Genomic DNA, 18,495 nt, shown 5'->3' with positions numbered 1-18,495 from the left:
ACCCCTTCCCATCCCGAACAGGACCGTGAAACGACTCCGCGCCGATGATAGTGCGGATTCCCGTGTGAAAGTAGGTCATCGCCAGGCTCTCCATCTAAACACCCCAGCTCTACACAAGAGCTGGGGTGTTTGCCTTTGGGCGATCGAATCGCCAGCTGGGGGCGCCGAGATCCAGCTCCCTCTGGCACATCCCAGTCCGGTGAATCAGACCGGCTCATTGCGGCGACCTGGGGCGCAGTGTTGAGCCAATAACGCCAGCGGCCGCGTCATTGCGGCCCGAATGCACATCAAACAAAAAAAGCCTCCGAATGGAGGCTTTTTGCGCTTATGCGAGTAGCTGAATGACTAGCTACGTGCCAGGAATTTCTCAACAAGACGAACCCAATACGTAGCGCCCAGCGGCAGCAACTCGTCGTTGAAGTCGTAGCTGGGATTGTGCAGCATGCACGGGCCGAGCCCATGCCCTTGCTCGCGGTGGTCACCATCGCCGTTGCCGATGAAGGCGAAGCAACCAGGCTTCTCGATCAGCATGAACGAGAAATCTTCCGCGCCCATGGTCGGATCGATATTGGCATCAACGTTATCCGCGCCGACGAGTTCGCGCATGACGGCCGCGGCGAATTGCGTTTCGGTTTCCGTGTTGACTGTCGGCGGGTAGTTCCGGTGGAAGACGAAGTCGACCGTGCAATCGTATGCGGAGGCGATGCCCTTGGAGACTTCTTCCATGCGGCGCTCGATGAGGTCGAGCACTTCAGTGGAGAACGTGCGCACCGTGCCGCCGATCCAGGCTTCATTCGGGATGATGTTGGTCGCATCGCCGGCATGGAACTGCGTGACCGAAAGGACCGCCGTGTCGATTGGCCGCTTGTTGCGCGTGATGATCCCTTGCAACGCCGAGACCACCTGAGCGCCGACAAACACCGGATCGTTGCCGTTATGCGGCAGCGCGGCGTGCGCGCCCTTTCCCTTGATCGTGATGCGGAACTCGTTGCTCGACGCCATCAATGCGCCGGCACGCGTACCGAAGGCGCCGACCGGCACCCCCGGCCAGTTATGCAGGCCAAAGACGGCGTCGCACGGAAAACGATCGAACAGGCCATCCTTGATCATCTCGCGCGCGCCGCCGCCGCCTTCTTCGGCAGGCTGGAAGATGAGGTTCACGGTGCCGCTGAAATTGCGATGTTTAGCCAAGTAATGCGCCGCACCAAGCAGCATTGCAGTGTGGCCATCGTGACCGCACGCGTGCATCTTGCCGTCGTGCTTGGAGCGATGCTCGAACTGGTTAGCCTCCGCAAGCGGCAGGGCGTCCATATCGGCGCGCAGGCCGATGCTCTTGCCTTCACCGTTGCGGATGACGCCGACCAGGCCGGTCTTGCCCAGGCCCCGATGCACCTCGATGCCCCATTCGGCGAGTTTGGCAGCGACCAGATCTGAGGTGCGCTGCTCTTCGAAGCAGAGTTCGGGATGCGCGTGAATGTCGCGTCGCAGCGCCTGGATCTCGGGCTGCGCGGCTTGGATTTCTGGGATCAGCTTCATGAGGATGCTCGTGTTCTGGCTGAAAATTCGGAGTCACGTTCGATGATACGCCGAAGGGCGATTCTCGACCCGCTATCAGCCGATTGCTTGATCCGTCCATGCAGTTGCGTATGGATTGCCCGCACAACGGTTTGTGCGCCCACGCGTACAGACGAAGCGGAGCGGCCGAAACGCCTACACTGGAGGTTCGCCAATTGACCGCGCGGCCGATGTCAGCTTCCCGCCGCGGTCTGCCCGCTTTGTGAACGACTCCGAGTCCATCATGTCCGCCCACGTTATCGCTGCTGCATCGCAGCCCTCCGACGAAGTTCTGCAATTGATCCGCACGCTGGTGGCGTTCGATACCGTGAGCCGCAATTCGAACCTAGGATTGATCGAGTGGGTGCGCGATCGCCTGCGCGCGCAGGGCGCGGAATGCCGGCTGACGTATGACGCCACGGGCGGTAAGGCGAACCTGTTTGCGACGTTGTCGCCGGGCCGCAAGCCGGGGCTCGTGCTGTCGGGCCATACCGATGTGGTGCCCGTCGATGGCCAGCTGTGGGATACGAACCCGTTCGACGCGCAAATCCGCGACGGCCGCCTGTACGGGCGTGGCACGGCCGACATGAAGAGCTTCATTGCCGTGGCCCTCGCAAATGTGCCGGCGTTCATGGCGGCGGAGGGCGACGCCAGTTTTCATCTCTCGCTGTCGTATGACGAAGAGATCGGCTGCGTGGGCGTGCGCAGCCTGCTGCGTGACCTCGAGGCCAGCGGCATTCAGCCGGCCGGTTGCATCGTCGGTGAACCCACGTCGATGCGCGCCATCATTGCGCACAAGGGCAAGCGCGAATACCGATGCTGCGTGCGAGGCAAGGAAGCGCATTCCGCGTTGACGCCGCAGGGTGTGAATGCGATCGAGTTTGCTGCGCTGCTGATCCCGCATATCCGCTCGCTGGCCGCGCGTCTGGCGGCGGAAGAAGCGCGCGACGCCGCCTTTGTCGTGCCGCATACGACGCTGAATACGGGCACGATCAAAGGCGGTATTGCCACCAACGTGGTGCCCCGCGATTGCGAATTCACCTTCGATTTCCGCTATCTGCCGGGCACCGATCCGGATTGGCTTTTCGGCGAGGTGGAGCGCTATGCCCAGCAGACGCTGCTGCCGCAGATGCGCGAGATTTCCGCTGACGCTGACATCAGCTTCGCCATGAAGGCCAATACGCCCGGCTTGTCGATTGCCCCCTCGCACGAGTTGGTTGCGCTGGCACAAGCGCTGGCCGATAGCCGGGGCGCGGTCGGCAAGGTCGACTATGGGACGGAGGCGGGCCTGTTCTCGCGTGCGGGCATCCCGACGGTGGTGTGCGGCCCGGGCAATATCGAGCAGGCGCATAAGCCGAACGAGTACATCGAACTCGCGCAGATCGCGCAATGCGAGGCGTTCATGCGGCGCCTCGCCCAACGGCAGCCACAAATGCAGCCGGCCTGAACGAAAAAACCGGGCACATGGCCCGGTTTCTTTCTATGCGACGCCCGTTCAGCGGATGACCTGGCCGTTCGAGTTGATGATCGTCATCTCAACGAATTTCGAGCCGACATGGTTGGATGGCGAGAAGTTCACGTTGAAGCCCCCCACGTCGTAATTGCCCATCGACTCGAGCGCCCCGATGAACTTCTCGCGCGTCAAGTCCCGGCCGGCACGCTTGAGACCTTCGACGAAGACGCGCGCGGCGACGTAGCCTTCGATGCTTCCGTAGTCGAAATCGGTAATGCCGTCGGACTTCAGCAGCTTCTGGTAGTCGCGCACCAGCGGCGACGCACCGCTATACGGATACGGCATCACCTGCGAGATGATCACGCCGCCGCCGGCCTTGCCCAGCGTATTGGCTAGCGCCTTGGTCCCGACGAACGACACGTTGTAGAACTGGCCCGCGTACCCCTGTTCCTGAGCGCCTTTCACCAGCGCCGCCACGGTCTGGTAAGCGCTGATGACGACGATGGCATCCGGTTTCTGCGCAAGCACGGTGCCGATGGCGCCCTTCACGTCGGTGGTGTTGCGCACCACGCTCGCCTTTGCGGCCAGCGACACGCCCTGGTTGGCGGGAAGCTTCAGCGCGTGCTCCACGCCGTCAAGCCCGGCCTTGCCGTACGCGTCGTCGTTGTAGATCACGGCAATGCGCCTGAGGCCGGTCGTGCGGATCTGCTGCACGATGGCGGCGGTTTCGTCGTTGTAGCCGGCGCGCACGTGAAATACGTTGCGCGCGAACGGTTCGCGCAGAGCTGTTGCGCCCGAATACGGTGCAAAAAACGGCACGCCCGCGGGGTTGGCGATCTTCAGCGCCGCGAGGCTCGTCGGTGTGCCGACGTAGCCGAACAGCGCAAAGACTTTGGTGTCGTCGATCAGCGTCTTGGTGTTGCGGGCCGTCGCATCGGGCTCGTAGAAATCGTCGAGCACCTTCAGCTCGATCTTGCGACCGTTGACGCCGCCTGCTGCATTGACGGCGTTGAAGTAAAGCTGGGCGCCGCGGCTCATCTGCTGGCCGAGCTGTGCCGCCGGGCCGCTCATCGGCGCCGATTGGCCGACGATGATTGCGTCGTTCGTTACGCCTGTTTCGGCGTGCGCGCCGCCCGACGCCATGCCGACGATGCCCGCTGCGAACATGGCCAGCAGCGCGGTGATTCTGCGAGATTGCATTGCTCTCCCCCGAGAGTTGATTTGCCCGGCATCATAGCTAAACGGGCAGGGGAGGCAAACAGAATCGGGCGGGTTGCGTCGCTTTTGAGCCTTTTTGAGACAGAGAAGGCGCGCGATGTGCTCGCTTTCCTTCACGCGGGCGCCGTTTCAGGCGCCTTCGGCCACCCGCCGCTTCATCACCGCCAGCAGCACGGCCGTGACGACGGTGCCGGCAACCAGCGCCGCCACGTAGCCGCCCAGGTGCGTGACCGCGTTCGGGATCGGCAGCACGAACGCCCCGCCGTGCGGCACGCGCAGTTCCACCCCAAACAGCATCGACAGCGCGCCTGCGCAGGCTGAACCCGCCACGAGCGCGGGAATCACGCGGAACGGGTCGCGCGCGGCATACGGGATCGCCCCCTCGCTGATGAAGGCGAGGCCGAGCACGGCGGTGGCGCGCGCCGCCTGGCGTTCGTCTGGCGTGAACCGCGACGGGAACAGCCACGCCGCCAGCGCGATGCCCAGCGGCGGCGTCATGCCCGCGGCCATCGTGGCTGCCATGGGCGTATAGACCTGCGCGCCGATCAGCCCTGTGCTGAAGGCATACGCCGCCTTGTTGATGGGGCCGCCCATGTCGAAGGCCATCATGCCGCCCAGCAGAGCGCCCAGCGGGACCGCGTTGGCGCCCTGCATGCCGCGCAGCCAGGCGGTCAGGGACGCCAGCAGCGCGGCAACCGGCGCGCCGACCACATACAGCATCACCAGGCCCGTCAGCAGGCAGCCGAGCACGGGCAGGATCAGCACCGGTTTCAGCCCTTCCAGGTTGCGCGGCAGCTTCAGCCAACGGTTGAGCGCCTCGGTGCCATAGCCAGCGACGAACCCGGCGACGATGCCGCCAAGAAACCCGGCGCCCAGGCTCGCGGCCAGCATGCCTCCGACCATCCCCGGTGCGATGCCGGGCCGGCTGGCGATCGAATACGCGATGTATCCGGCGAGCACGGGCACCATCAACGCAAACGCGGACTTGGCACCGATCTGGAACAGCGCGCCGCCAAGCGTGTGGCTGGCCGAGGCGTCCGTCACGTAGATGCCGCCGAGGGCAAACGCCAGCGCAATCAGGATGCCCCCCGCCACCACGAACGGCAGCATGAACGACACGCCGGTCATCAGGTGCTTGTACGGGCCGGTGCGCTGCTGTTCGCCTGTGGCGGCCGCGGTGCGCGCCGACTGCATCGTGCCGGAGGCTTCCACGGCGGCCTCGTCGAAGGCGCGGCGGATCAGCGCCTGCCCGTCATGGATGGCGGCTTTGGTGCCGGCGCGGAAGACGCGCTTGCCGGCAAAGCGCGACAGGTCCACCTGCGTATCCGCGGCGATCAGCACGAGATCCGCACTCGCGATGGCATCGGCCGACAGCGTGTTCTGTGCGCCTACGGAGCCCTGCGTCTCCACGTGGATCGTGTGGCCGAGCGCGCCGGCGGCCTGCGTGAGCGCCTCGGCGGCCATGAAGGTGTGCGCGATGCCGGTCGGGCACGACGTGATGGCGACAATGCGCCGAGCTTGCACAGCCGATTCCGGCGCGGGTGAGGCGTTCTGCATCACGCGGGCCAGCACCGCCCGCGCGTCGGCCAACACCTCGTCGAGCGTGACTTCAAGCGTGCGCGGATTGGCGTGACGAGCGGCGGCATCGGGCGACAGGCCGGCCCAGACGACGGCTTCGGCGGTGGCCAGCGCCGCGGTGTCAACGACGGAGGTGATGTCCGGGCCGCGCACGTCAACGTCGAGCTTGTAACCGGATTCGCGCGCCGCGTGGCGCAGGGCCGCGCCGGCGAGCATCGCGCGGGTGGTGCGGCCGTCCGCACCGAGAATTGCCAGCAGGTTTGCCATGATCGGCTCCTTGAATGCGTTGAGCGTGTGGCGATGCGATGGTCGGGGCGTCAGGCCACGCGCTGCATCTGGACGGCGGCGGCGCGTTCGCGCACTTCGCCAGGGGCGGGGAGGTGCGGCCCCAGGCGCTGCAGCTTGCATGCGGCAAAGGCCACCGAAAGGCGCACGGTCTCTTCCATGCCGGCACCGGCATGCCAGCCGGCCAGCACGCCGGCCACCATGGCGTCACCCGCGCCGACGGTACTGGCGGCGCGCACCGGCGGCAGGCTCGCTTGCCACGTGCCGTCTGCCGTGACGAACAGCGCGCCGTCCTCGCCGAGCGACACGATGACCTGCGCCACGCCCCGCGCGTGGATGGCGCGTGCCACGTCCGCCGTTTCAGCCAACGTCGGCAGCGATGTACCCGCCCACAGTTCCAGCTCATGCCGATTGGGCTTGATGGCCGTCGGCAGCGCGTCGCGTGGTGCGGCCAGGACCTGTGCGAGCGGGGCGCCACTCGTGTCGACCAAGGTCGGTACGCCGCGGCGGTTAAGCCGTGCCAGCAATGTCACATAGGCATCCGGCGGCAAGCCTCCGGCCAGGCTGCCGCACAGCGCCGCGCCCGCAATGTCGGAGAGCCCGTCAATGCGTTCGCACAGCGCGTCGAAGTCGGCGGGCGTGGCGTCAATGCCGGGCAGATTGATGTCGGTAGTTTGCCCGTCTGCCTGGTCGCTGATCTTGATGTTGGTGCGATTGGTGCCGGGCACGCGGCAGAAGCCGTCGACCACGCCCTTGCGCGCAAACAGCGCCTCGAACAGTTCGGCATTGGCGTCGCCGAGAAGGCCCGTGGCGATCACCGGCACCTGCCAGTCGGCGAGGCAGGCTGCGACGTTGACGCCCTTGCCGCCGGCCTGCTGCGTGACGCTGCGGCCGATGTTGACGCGGCCGCGTTCGAGGCGCTCCAGCCCGACGGTCATGTCGATGGCCGGGTTGAGCGTGACGGTGACGATGCGCGACGGGCGGCTCATGCGGCCTTCTCCTCGCCACCGGCCTGCATCGGGAAGGCGATTTCCAGGGCGCGCACTTCCTGGGCGGAAGCGCAGGCCAGCGCGCGTTCTGCGAGCTGCGACAGCGCGCGGAGGTGCGCCTCGCGCAGCCGCGCCTTGACCGGCGCAATATCGCGCGGGCTCATCGACAACTCGTGCACGCCAAGCCCTGTCAGCAGCAGCGCGCCGAACGGGTCTCCGGCCAGCCCGCCGCATACGCCGACCCAGCGCCCGTGGCGCGCGGCGCCTTGCACCGTCTGCTGAATCAGACGCAGCACGCTCGGGTGCAGGCTGTCGGCCTCGGCGGCGAGATCGGGGTGCTGGCGATCGATCGCGAGCGTGTATTGCGTGAGGTCGTTGGTTCCGATGGAGAAGAAGTCGACGTGTTCCGCCAGCCGATCGGCCAGCAGTGCGGCGGCTGGCACCTCCACCATGATGCCCAGCGGCACCGTCGGCGCGTCGACTTCTGCGCGGATGCGTTCGCAGGCGGCGCGCAGGGCGGTCACCTCCTCCAACGAGGTGATCATCGGGAACATGATCGACAGCGCCGCGGTATCGCCGGTAGTGCCGGCATCGCGGGCCGCCCGATAGAGTGCGCGCAGTTGCGGCTCCATGAGGTCGGGCCGGCGCAGCAGCAGGCGCGCACCGCGCACGCCGAGGAACGGGTTCTCTTCCGTCGGCAGGTTCAGATGCGGGACCTGCTTGTCGCCGCCGATGTCCAGCGTGCGCACGATCAGAGGACGGCCGCCAAGGGCTTTGAGCATGTCGGCGTAGACCGCGTATTGCGTGTCTTCGTCGGGGGCGTGGTCGCGTTCGAGGAACAGGAATTCGGTGCGCATCAGGCCGACGCCTTCCGCACCGAGCGCGAGGGCTTCGACCGCTTGTGCCGGCAGGTTGACGTTGGCGGCGATCTCCACCGTGTGGCCGTCACGCGTGCGTGCGGGCAGGCCTCGCTCCGCCTCCTCACGCTGCGTGCGCGCGGCGTCTTCCTGCAGCCATGCGCGGGCGCTCGCGATGCTGGCGTCATCGGGATCGAGCACCAGACGGCCGCCCGTGCCGTCGATAATGGCCTGCGTGCCCGTCGCCACATCGAGCACGGCCGGACCGGCGGCCACGACGGCCGGTATGCCCAGCGTGCGCGTCAGGATGGCCGTGTGCGAGGTCGGACCGCCTTGCGCCGTGACGATGCCGATGATGCGTCGTGTGTCGAGCACCGCCGTATCCGAAGGCGACAGGTCCGCCGCCACCAGGATGCAGGGCGTGTCGGGCAATGTCTGCGCTGCACTGCGCAGCGACGGATCGATATGGCCCAGCACGCGTCGTCCTACGTCGCGCAGGTCGGCCGCGCGCGCGGCCAGCAGCGGATTACCCAGCGCGCCCAGCCGCTCGGCCAGGCGCTCGACGGCCTGATGCCAGGACCACGCCACGCCGTGGCCTTCGACCATCGCCTGGCACGTCAGCGTCATGAGATCGGTGTCGCCCAGCAGTTCGGCCTGCGCCTTGAAGATGCCCGCTTCGGCTTCGCCCAGACGGGTGGCCGTGTCACGTGCCAGGGCTTCCAGCTCGGCGCGCGTGCTGGCCAGCGCCTGGTCCAGCAGATCGCCGCCGGTGGTCAGTGCGACGGGGTGATCGGGCACGGTCGACGCGCCGTGCTGCAACACGTGGATGGGGCCGATCGCCAAACCAGGGCTCGCCGCAATGCCGCCGATCGCGGGCAACGCCGCGTCGGCTTGCCAGCCGTGCGCGGTCTGGCGGGTGCGGGCTGCCTGTGTATCGCGCGCCGCCTGGGCACGTTCCTGCGCCGTCAGGCCTCGGATGGTCTGCAGTAGCGCGTCGAGCGCGGCCCCGGCGTCGGGGCCTTCCGCAGAGAGGCTGAGTTTGGCGCCGGCCGCCAGCCCCAATTGCAGCAACGCCACGAGATTCTTTGCATCGGCGGTTTCGTCGCCATGGCGGACTTGCACCCGCGCGGCAAAGCGACGCGCGGTTTCGACCCACTGCGCGGCCGGACGGGCGTGCAGGCCGCTCGGGTATTCCAGCGTCAAGGTGCGCTGCTCGGCGAGGTCGGTGCCTGGTGTGCTGGCGGCGGGCGCGGGTGCGTCGGTGGAGAGTGCGGCAACAAGCTCTTCAGCATTCTGCGTGGTGAAGAGCTGCCGCAGGCGCGCATCGTCATTCAGCAGCCGCGTCAGCCGGCGCAGCAGCGTGATGTGCTCGTCCGACTGCGCGGCGATGGCAAATACCAAGTGCGTCGTCTGGCCCGGGTGCCACTCCAGCCCGTCAGGAAACTGCAGCACCGCAATGCCGGTCTGGCGGATCAGGTGACGGTCCTCGCCCATGCCGTGCGGAATGGCGACGCCGTGGCCGAGAAACGTGTTGGCCACCGTTTCGCGGCGCAACAGGCTGTCGATATAGGCGGGGTCGATGCAGCCGGCGTCGGCCAGCAATTGGCCGGCGGCGCGGATGGCGCTTTCCTTGTCGGTGGCGCGTTGCTGCAGACGGATGCGGTCGGCGCAGATCAGGGCGGAAGCCATGCGGCGGGGTCTCCTGCGGCTGCCGTGCTCCAAGGCCCGGCATGCGTGTCGTCGATGATCGCGAATTGAAATCGATTACAGTTGGAGTGTCAATGTGCGTCGCGACACAAAGTGACGTCTATCCCAGTATTTACGGGGTTTTCCCTAGGTGCTTCGAGCATTGGTGGTGGTGCGCTCCTTCGCTATGATGACGCTTTCTGTGGAAACGATTTCAGCATGACGGTTCGAATCAAGGACGTGGCGGCGGCAGCGGGGGTGTCGGTGGCAACCGTGTCGCGCGCGCTCGCCGGCGGCCCCGTGAGCGCGGAACTGCGCCGGCGCGTCGATGCGGCGGTGGCGGCGTCGGGGTATCGGCCGAACCTGTCGGCGCGGCGGCTGCGCTCGCAGCAGGCGCAGACCGTCGGGCTGATCGTCTCCGACATCCGCAATCCGTTCTTCACCAGCGTCAGCCGGGCCGTGGAAGACGCGGCCTACGCGGCTGGCCTGCGCGTCATCCTCTGCAATTCCGACGAAGACCCCGAGAAGGAAGCGATGTACCTGCGCCTGATGGAAGAGGAGCGCGTGACTGGCGTGATCCTTTCGCCGACGCGCGGCATTGCCGAGGCGCAGCAACCCGTGGACCTTGGCTACCCGGTCGTGCTGATCGACCGCGCCGGCCCGACATGCGGCGCCGATGCCGTCGTGCTCGACAACCAGCAGGCGGCGCAAGCGCTGGCCGAGCACCTCGCCGCGCAGGGTTACCGGCGTATCGGCGGCCTGTTCGGGCGGACGAGCAGCACAGGCGCTGAGCGTCAGGCCGGATTCGCAACGGCGCTGGCACGCCACGGCATCACCGCCGAGGCACGCTTCATCCTGCCGACGGCCGAGGCCGCGGAGGCCGAGACGCTGGTGTGGCTGTCCGGCGCCGAACGTGATCGCCCTGACGCGCTGGTCGCGAGTAACGCGCAATCGCTGCTAGGCGTGCTGCGGGCGTTGCGGCGGCTGTCGCTCGATGTGCCGCGCGACATCGCCGTGGCGGGCTTTGATAACGAGCCCTGGACCGAACTCGCCGGCCCGGGCATCACTGTGATCGAACAGCCGGTCTACGACATCGGCCGCATGGCAATGGCGATGCTGCAGGAGCGCCTCGCGCAACGCACCTTGCCGACGCGCCGCGTGCTGTTGACGGGGCGGCTCGTCACGCGCGGCTCCACGCCGCTGCGAAGCAGTTAGCAGGCGATTACAATTTCCGGATACTCGCGGCGGTGCGACAACGCCGACATGCACCCGCCGCCACCCACTCCGGAGCCCCCTGATGTCCACCCAAGTCATCCGTGCTGCCTGCCCGCACGACTGTCCCGACACCTGCGCCTTGCTCGTCACTGTCGAGGACGGCCGCGCCACCCGCGTGCAGGGCGATCCGGACCACCCGACGACGGCCGGTGTGCTGTGCACCAAGGTCAATCGGTATGCCGAGCGCACGTACCACCCAAACCGCCTGTTGACGCCGATGAAGCGTGTGGGCGCCAAGGGCGAGGGCAAGTTCGAACCGATTTCGTGGGACGAGGCCATCGACACCATCGCCACGCGCCTGGGCGACATTGCTGCGCGCAACCCGGAGGCCATCCTTCCGTACAGCTACGCCGGCACGATGGGCCTGGTGCAGGGCGAAAGCATGGCCGCGCGCTTCTTCCACAAGCTGGGCGCGTCGCTGCTGGATCGCACGATCTGCGCATCGGCCGGCGCGACGGCGCTGCGCTACACCTATGGCGCGAGCCTCGGCATGGATATCGAGCACGTGCAGGACGCCAAGCTGATCCTGATCTGGGGCGCCAATCCGATCGCGTCGAACCTGCATTTCTGGACGCGCGCGCAGGAGGCCAAACGGCGCGGCGCCACGCTCGTCGCCATCGATCCGTATCGCTCGCTGACGGCCGAGAAGTGCCATCGCCATCTGGCGGTGCGCCCCGGTACCGATGCGGCGCTGGCGCTGGCGATGATCCACGTGTTGATCCGCGATGATCTGCTCGACCACGATTACGTCGCCAATCACACGCTCGGTTTCGAGGCGCTGCGTGAGCGCGCGCAGCAATACACGCCGGAATACGCGGCGACGCTGTGTGGGGTGGACGCGGCGGATATCGAGTGGCTCGCCAAGCTGTACGGCGCGACCGTCGTGCGCGACAAGCAGCCCGCGGCCATTCGCCTGAACTACGGCATGCAGCGCGCGCATGGCGGCGGGCAGGGCGTGCGCGCAGTCGCGTGCCTGCCGTCGCTGGTGGGCGCGTGGCGCGATGCAGCGGGCGGGCTGCAGCTGTCGACGTCGGGTTTCTTCCCCATCGATAATGCGAAGCTGCAGCGTCCTGACCTGCTGCCGAGCTGGCCCGCGCTGCCGCGCACGATCAACATGAGCACCATCGGCGATGCGCTGCTGCATGCGGGCGACGCATCGTTCGGCCCCAAGGTCGAGGCGGTGGTCGTCTACAACAGCAACCCCGTGGCGGTGGCGCCGGATTCGCGCAAGGTCGCCGCCGGCTTTGCGCGCGAAGACCTCTTCACCGTGGTGCTGGAACACTTCCAGACCGACACCGCTGACTACGCTGACATCCTCCTGCCAGCCACCACGCAGCTCGAACACGTCGATGTGCACAAGGCGTACGGCCACACCTACGTGCTGGCCAACAACGCTGCCATCGCGCCCATGGGGCAGTCGCTGCCGAACACGGAAATCTTCCGCCGCATCGCCAAGCGCATGGGCTTTAACGACGCCTGCTTTGCCGACTCGGACGACGACATCGCGAGCCAGGCCGTGCGCCGTGACGACCCGGCCGCCGCGCACATCGACTGGGCCACGCTCAAGCGCGAGGGCTGGCAAAAGCTGGCGCACCCGGCCGCGCCGCTCGCACGCGGCGGCTATCGCACGCCGTCGGGCCGGTGCGAGTTCTATTCCGAGCAGATGGCCAAGGACGGGCTCGATCCGCTGCCCGGCTATGTGCCGCCGCATGAGTCGGCGATCAGCACGCCTGAGCTGGCCAAGCGTTATCCGCTATCGATGATCTCGCCGCCGGCGCGCAACTTCCTGAATTCGACCTTCGTCAACGTCGACAGCCTGCGCAACACCGAAGGCGAGCCGCATCTCGACATCCATCCCGACGATGCCAATGCGCGCGGCGTCATCGATGGCGAACTCGTTCGTATCTTCAACGATCGCGGCACCATGCAGGCGCGCGCCCGCGTGACCGACCGTGCGCGGCGCGGCGTGGTCGTCGGCCTGTCGATCTGGTGGAAGAAACTCGCACCCGACGGCACCAACGCCAACGAGCTGACCAGCCAGCGCCTGACCGACATGGGGCGCGCGCCCACCTTCTACGATTGCCTGGTCGAGGTCGCGCCGTTGGCACAGGCCGCCTGACGGAACCATCATGCGTGCCGCACGCGCGCTGTACCTTGCGCTGTCGCTTGCCGGTTCGGCGTTGCTGGCCGGCTGCGACACCGTCGGTTATTACTACCAGTCGGTCAGCGGACATCTCTCGCTGATGGCGCAGCGCGAGTCGATCGATCAGGCCATCGACAACGCGCGGCAAGCCCACAACGACAAGCTCGCCAAACGCCTGGAGGATGCGCGCAGCATCCGCATCTATGCCTCGCGTGAGCTGGGCCTGCCCGACAACGGCAGCTATCGCGTCTACGCCAATCTCAAGCGTCCGTTCGCGGTGTGGAACGTGTTTGCGGCGCCGGAGCTGTCGGTCAAGCTCAAGGAGTGGTGCTTCCTCGTCGTGGGCTGCGTGACGTATCGCGGGTACTACGACCGCAACGCCGCCATGGCCTACGCCGACACCCTGCGCGCCCAAGGCCTGGACGTGGATGTGGCCGGCATTCCTGCGTATTCCACACTGGGTTATTTCGACGACCCGCTGCTCAACACCTTCGTCGGCCTGCCGGAAGGCGAACTGGCGCGCCTGATTTTTCATGAGTTGGCGCATCAGGTCGTCTACGCCAAGGGCGATACCGCGTTCAACGAATCGTTTGCCACCGCCGTGGAAACCATCGGCGTCGAACGCTGGCTGGCGGATGCCGCCACGCCGGAAATTCGCGCGGAATACGCCACGTACGACGCCCGCCGCGTACAATTTCGCGCCCTGCTGCTGGAGTACCGCAACCGGCTTGAGACGCTGTATGCCAGCCCCGTGTCGGACGACGAGAAGCGCGCCGGAAAACGCGCCATCTTCGCGAGCCTGCAGGCCGATTACGCCAAGCTCAAAGCAAGCTGGGGCGGTTATACCGGTTACGACCGCTGGTTCGCGCAGCCGCTGTCCAACGCGCATCTGGGCGCCGTCGCGAGCTACCTGGAATGGGTGCCGGCGTTCACGGCGCTGTACCACCGTGATGGCGGCGACTGGGCGCGCTTCTATGCCGACGTCAAAGCCATGTCGCGTGAGTCCAAACCGCAGCGCGAGGCCGCCCTGCGATTGCTCGCGCCGCCCGCGATGGCGACGTCGGCGGGCATCACGCAAAAGTGATGCCAACAGCGGTTTCTGCACCAGTTTCAAGCGGGGCCGGCCGGCTGAGGGAACCGTCTAAGTTATTGTTTTGACACAGACATCCGCGTAGGATGCCGAAAAAAACGAACGACCATTCGAAAAAAATCGACAATCGCCAGGAGACACGCCCATGGATAAGCCGTGGCTGAAGCAGTATCCCGCCGGGGTGCCGGCCGAGATCGATGCGTCGCAGTATCGATCGCTGGCCCATCTGCTTGAGGATTCTTTCCAGAAGAACCGCAACCGCCGTGCATTTGAATGCATGGGCAAGGTGCTGACCTACGGCGAGCTGGATACGCTCTCGCGCCAACTGGCGGCCTGGCTGCAATCGCGCGGTCTCGCACCTGGCGCACGCGTCGCGCTGATGATGCCGAACGTGCTGCAGTACCCGGTGGCGCTGGCCGCCGTGCTGCGCGCCGGCTATGTGGTGGTCAACGTCAATCCGCTCTACACCCCACGCGAACTGGAACACCAGCTCAAGGACAGCGGCGCCGAAGCGATCATCATCCTGGAGAACTTCGCGACGACGCTGCAGCAGGTGCTGCCCAATACGCCGGTCAAGCACATCGTGGTGGCCAGCATGGGCGACATGCTCGGCGGCCTCAAGGGCATGTTGGTCAATTTCGTCGTGCGCAGCGTCAAGAAGATGGTGCCGGCGTGGGAATTGCCCAACTGCATCCGCTTCAACACCGCGCTGGAAGAGGGCGCCAAGCAGACGCTCAAGCCGACCTCCGTCGGCCCCGACGACGTGGCCTTCCTGCAATACACGGGCGGCACGACCGGCGTGTCGAAGGGTGCGACGCTGCTGCATCGGAACATCGTCGCCAACGTGCTGCAGTCGGAAGCGTGGATGAACCCCGCGCTCACCAAGCCCGGTCGCGATGGCCGCATGCTGGCCGCCGACGAAGAGATCGTCACCATCACCGCGCTGCCGCTGTATCACATCTTCGCGCTGACGGTGTGCTGCCTGCTGTCGATGCGCAAGGGCGGGCTGGCCGTGCTGATCCCGAACCCGCGTGACATCCCGGGCTTCATCAAGGTGCTCAAGCAGTACCGCTTCCACATGTTCCCGGCCGTGAACACGCTGTACAACGCGCTGCTGAACCATCCTGAATTCAAGGATGTCGACTGCTCGAACCTGCGCGTGGCCAACGGCGGCGGCATGGCGGTGCAGGAGGCGGTGGCCAAGAAGTGGCTCGAGGTGACGGGGTGCCCGATCATCGAAGGCTATGGCCTGTCGGAGACCTCGCCGTCGGCCATCTGCAACCCCACGGATACCGACAAGTTTTCGGGCACCGTGGGTTTGCCGATTCCTGGCACGGAAATCGCCATTCGCGACGACGAAGGCCGCGACTTGCCGATCGGCCAAGCGGGCGAAATCTGCATCCGCGGCCCGCAGGTCATGGCCGGTTACTGGAAGCGCCCCGACGAGACCGCCAAGGTCATGTACGCCGACGGCTTCTTCAAGACCGGCGACGTGGGCGTGATGGACGAGCGCGGCTACACCAAGATCGTCGATCGCAAGAAGGACATGATTCTGGTGTCGGGCTTCAACGTGTACCCGAACGAGATCGAAGGCGTGGTGGCGATGTGCCCGGGCGTGCTGGAAGTGGCCGCCGTGGGCGTGCCCGACGTGCATTCGGGCGAGGTGGTGAAGCTGTTCGTGGTGCGTCGCGATCCGTCACTCACGGAACAGAAGCTGCAGGAATTCTGCAAGGACCAGCTCACCGGCTACAAACGCCCGAAATTCATCGAGTTCCGCAACGAGCTGCCGAAGACCAACGTCGGCAAGATCCTGCGTCGCGAACTGCGCGACGAGGCGATGAAGAAGCGTGCCTGAGTCTGCGTAGCTGCGATAAAAAAGCCGCGAGGAATCGCGGCTTTTTTCATGGCGTGTCAGCCGACGTACAGCAGGATGCTGACAAACTGGCACGCGCTGCCGGCCAGCACGAACAGGTGCCAGATGCCGTGGAAGTGCCGCACCTTCTCGTCAAAGAGGAAGAAGCCGATGCCGGCCGTGTAAAGCGCGCCACCCGCCACCAGCCACCACAGGCCCGGCGCAGGCAGGGCGGCTGCCAGCGGCCCCATGGCAATCAGCACCAGCCAGCCCATCACCACGTAGATCAGCAGCGAGAACAAGCGCGTGCGGCGGCCGATCCAGAGTTCCTGCGCAATGCCGATGGCCGCCAGCGCCCAGTTGATGCCGAACAGCGCCCACCCCCAAGGGCCGCGCAACGTCACCAGCGCAAACGGCGTGTAGCTGCCGGCGATCAACAGATAGATGGCACAGTAGTCGAGCCGCTGGAAGATGCTTTTGGCCGGCCCGCGCAGGCTGTGATACAGCGTGGAGATGGTGTAGAGCAGGACGAGCGTCGTGCCGTAGACCACGGAGCTGACGACCTTCCACGCGTCGTGGTGCAGGGCGGACGACGTTACCAGAACGGCCATGCCCGCGGCGGCAAGGATGGCCCCGGCCAGGTGGCTGAAGCCGTTGAAACGTTCTCCCCGATACATACGCGGATCTCCAGAAAAAACGGGTTCTCCCTACAATGCCCCAATGCCCGGCACCGATCTCAAAATCACCCCCCAATTGTCTATTCCGGAGTCCGAACTGGTCGAGCGCTTTGTGCGCGCAAGCGGCGCGGGTGGGCAAAACATCAACAAGGTATCAACGGCGGTGGAGTTGCGCTTTGACATCGCGCACTCGCCGTCGTTGCCGGAGGCATTGCGGGCTCGCCTGCTGGGAAAGCGCGACCGCCGCTTGACCGACCAGGGCGTGATTGTGATTGATGCACAACGGTTTCGCACGCAGGACCGCAACCGCCAGGATGCGCGTGAACGTCTGGTCGCGTTCATCGCGACGGGGCTTTCGGTGCCGAAGTCGCGGATCGCCACCAAGCCTACGCGCGCTTCCAAGACGCGCCGTCTGGAAGGTAAGCGCGCGCGTGGCGACGTCAAGCGTGGTCGCTCGGGCCGCCACTCGTGGGATTAAGCGCGTCGCTATGCGGGGTACTTACATCAGCCGGGTATCACGCGTTTCGCGCATGCAGAGCACGCCGATCAGACTGACCACCGCAGCCGCCGACACATACATGCCGACCCAGCTCAGGCCGCCTTGTTCAGCCAGCTTCTGCGCGATGTACGGCGCAATCGACGCGCCCAGAATGCCGCCCAGGTTGTACGACACGCCGGCGCCCGTGTAGCGCACGTTGGTCGGGAACAACTCGGGCAGCAGCGCGCCCATCGGCGCGAAGGTCACGCCCATCAGGAACAGCTCGATGATGAGGAACAGCGCCACCAGCGGCGTCTGCCCACTCCCCAGCAGCGGTGCCATCGTGAAGCCCGACAAGATGGCTGCGACGATGCCGACGATCAGCACCGGCTTGCGGCCAAAGCGATCCGACGCCCACGCCGACAGCGGCGTCGCCAGTCCCATGAACACCACGGCCAGGCACAGCAGGCCCAGGAAGCTCGGGCGCGAGAAGTGCAGCGTACCCACGCCGTACGACAGCGAAAACACCGTCGAGATATAGAAGAGCGTGTAGCAGACGACCATGGCCAGCGCGCCCAGGAGCGTCGGCCACCAGTGGCGCGCCAGCAGTTCGGCGACGGGCACCTTCACGCGTTCGTGCCGATCGATGGCCGCCTGGAAGGCCGGCGTCTCGGCGATCTTCAATCGCACATACAGGCCCAGCGCCACGAGCACGGCGCTCACCAGGAAAGGCACGCGCCAGCCCCAGCTGCGGAACTGCTCGTCCGATAGCGCGATCGCCAGGCCAAAGAACAGCCCGTTCGATGCCAGGAAGCCCACCGACGGTCCCAACTGCGGAAACATGCCAAACCAGCCGCGCTTGCCCGGCGGCGCGTTCTCGGTGGCCAGCAGCGCCGCGCCGCCCCATTCACCGCCCAGGCCGATGCCCTGGCCGAAGCGCAGGATGCACAGCAGGATCGGTGCGAGCGTGCCGATGCTGTCGTAGCCCGGCACCAGCCCGATCAGCGTGGTCGAAATGCCCATCACCAGCAACGATGCCACCAGCGTCGACTTGCGCCCGATGCGATCGCCGAAGTGGCCGAACAGGAACGAGCCGATCGGCCGTGCGATGAACGCGATCCCGAACGTGATGAACGCGGATAGCGCCTGCGCCGTGGCGGACCCGTGCGGAAAAAACACGGGGCCGATCACCAGCGCCGCGGCGGTCGCATAGACATAGAAATCGTAGAACTCGATGGCCGTGCCGATGAAGCTCGCAAAGACGATGCGCGAGCGGCTGGCGTCGGTGGCTGCGTCCGAGGCGGAGGACGCCAGGGTCGGGGAAGTCGAAGAGGACATGCAGGTCTCCGGGTGAGGTTCG

Annotated in this window: 13 protein-coding genes and 1 rRNA gene; 7 read left to right on the top strand and 7 right to left on the bottom strand. The window is 66.2% G+C overall.

The genetic code is table 11. The annotated features are described in order from the left end of the window. Positions 1 to 87, top strand: a 5S ribosomal RNA gene (rrf, locus tag R2676_RS26245); the annotation flags it as partial. A 258-nt stretch (positions 88 to 345) separates the two neighbouring features. Here rrf and R2676_RS03685 read toward each other — a convergent pair. Beyond that, positions 346 to 1,536 carry a M20 aminoacylase family protein gene (locus R2676_RS03685; RefSeq protein WP_206272235.1) on the bottom strand — a complete coding sequence of 397 codons (1,191 nt, stop codon included), beginning with the start codon at positions 1,534 to 1,536 and terminating at the stop codon, positions 346 to 348. A gap of 262 nt (positions 1,537 to 1,798) precedes the next feature. Here R2676_RS03685 and argE point away from each other — a divergent pair, with 262 nt between their 5' ends. Beyond that, complete coding sequence (gene argE, locus R2676_RS03680) at positions 1,799 to 3,001, top strand: acetylornithine deacetylase (protein ID WP_206272234.1); 1,203 nt, start codon at positions 1,799 to 1,801, stop codon at positions 2,999 to 3,001. Between the two features lie 48 nt (positions 3,002 to 3,049). Here argE and R2676_RS03675 read toward each other — a convergent pair whose 3' ends face one another. The 4 genes from R2676_RS03675 to ptsP all read right to left on the bottom strand — a co-directional run bounded on the left by R2676_RS03675 (position 3,050) and on the right by ptsP (position 9,623). Then, positions 3,050 to 4,207: an ABC transporter substrate-binding protein gene (locus R2676_RS03675; RefSeq protein WP_206272233.1), complete on the bottom strand. Its 1,158-nt coding sequence runs from the start codon at positions 4,205 to 4,207 to the stop codon at positions 3,050 to 3,052. Between the two features lie 147 nt (positions 4,208 to 4,354). Beyond that, positions 4,355 to 6,070 (bottom strand): PTS fructose transporter subunit IIC, encoded by a 1,716-nt coding sequence (locus R2676_RS03670; protein WP_206272232.1) that lies wholly within the window; start codon positions 6,068 to 6,070, stop codon positions 4,355 to 4,357. Positions 6,071 to 6,120: 50 nt separating this feature from the next. Beyond that, entirely contained in the window at positions 6,121 to 7,077 is a 957-nt protein-coding gene (gene pfkB, locus R2676_RS03665; protein ID WP_206272231.1) for a 1-phosphofructokinase, read from the bottom strand. After that, the gene (gene ptsP, locus R2676_RS03660) at positions 7,074 to 9,623 is read right to left on the bottom strand and encodes a phosphoenolpyruvate--protein phosphotransferase (RefSeq protein ID WP_206272230.1); all 2,550 of its coding nucleotides are present in this window, start codon (positions 9,621 to 9,623) and stop codon (positions 7,074 to 7,076) included. Before ptsP ends, pfkB begins: the two co-directional genes overlap by 4 nt. A 216-nt stretch (positions 9,624 to 9,839) precedes the next feature. Here ptsP and R2676_RS03655 point away from each other — a divergent pair, with 216 nt between their 5' ends. From R2676_RS03655 to R2676_RS03640, 4 genes are all read left to right on the top strand, one after another. After that, the gene (locus R2676_RS03655; RefSeq protein ID WP_206272229.1) at positions 9,840 to 10,835 is read left to right on the top strand and encodes a LacI family DNA-binding transcriptional regulator; all 996 of its coding nucleotides are present in this window, start codon (positions 9,840 to 9,842) and stop codon (positions 10,833 to 10,835) included. A gap of 82 nt (positions 10,836 to 10,917) precedes the next feature. After that, positions 10,918 to 13,014, top strand: coding sequence for a molybdopterin-containing oxidoreductase family protein (locus tag R2676_RS03650; protein WP_206272228.1), 2,097 nt, complete (start codon positions 10,918 to 10,920; stop codon positions 13,012 to 13,014). A 10-nt stretch (positions 13,015 to 13,024) separates the two neighbouring features. Then, a complete protein-coding gene (locus R2676_RS03645; RefSeq protein WP_206272227.1) occupies positions 13,025 to 14,122 on the top strand; it encodes an aminopeptidase in 1,098 nt (365 codons plus the stop codon). A gap of 151 nt (positions 14,123 to 14,273) precedes the next feature. Then, the gene (locus R2676_RS03640; protein ID WP_027680297.1) at positions 14,274 to 15,983 is read left to right on the top strand and encodes a long-chain fatty acid--CoA ligase; all 1,710 of its coding nucleotides are present in this window, start codon (positions 14,274 to 14,276) and stop codon (positions 15,981 to 15,983) included. A gap of 56 nt (positions 15,984 to 16,039) precedes the next feature. Here R2676_RS03640 and trhA read toward each other — a convergent pair whose 3' ends face one another. Further along, positions 16,040 to 16,657, bottom strand: coding sequence for a PAQR family membrane homeostasis protein TrhA (gene trhA, locus R2676_RS03635; RefSeq protein WP_027680298.1), 618 nt, complete (start codon positions 16,655 to 16,657; stop codon positions 16,040 to 16,042). Between the two features lie 43 nt (positions 16,658 to 16,700). Between trhA and arfB the strand changes: the two genes are divergently transcribed. Next, a complete protein-coding gene (arfB, locus tag R2676_RS03630; protein ID WP_206272225.1) occupies positions 16,701 to 17,135 on the top strand; it encodes an alternative ribosome rescue aminoacyl-tRNA hydrolase ArfB in 435 nt (144 codons plus the stop codon). A 21-nt stretch (positions 17,136 to 17,156) separates the two neighbouring features. On the opposite strand, the gene R2676_RS03625 is transcribed toward arfB, so the two are convergent. Further along, positions 17,157 to 18,473 (bottom strand): MFS transporter, encoded by a 1,317-nt coding sequence (locus R2676_RS03625; RefSeq protein ID WP_206272224.1) that lies wholly within the window; start codon positions 18,471 to 18,473, stop codon positions 17,157 to 17,159. Positions 18,474 to 18,495 lie beyond the last annotated feature (22 nt).

Origin of the sequence: Ralstonia flatus, from assembly GCF_958439105.1 — a bacterium.
Taxonomy (GTDB): Bacteria; Pseudomonadota; Gammaproteobacteria; order Burkholderiales; family Burkholderiaceae; genus Ralstonia; species Ralstonia flatus.
This window is presented reverse-complemented; position numbering and strand designations above follow the sequence as displayed.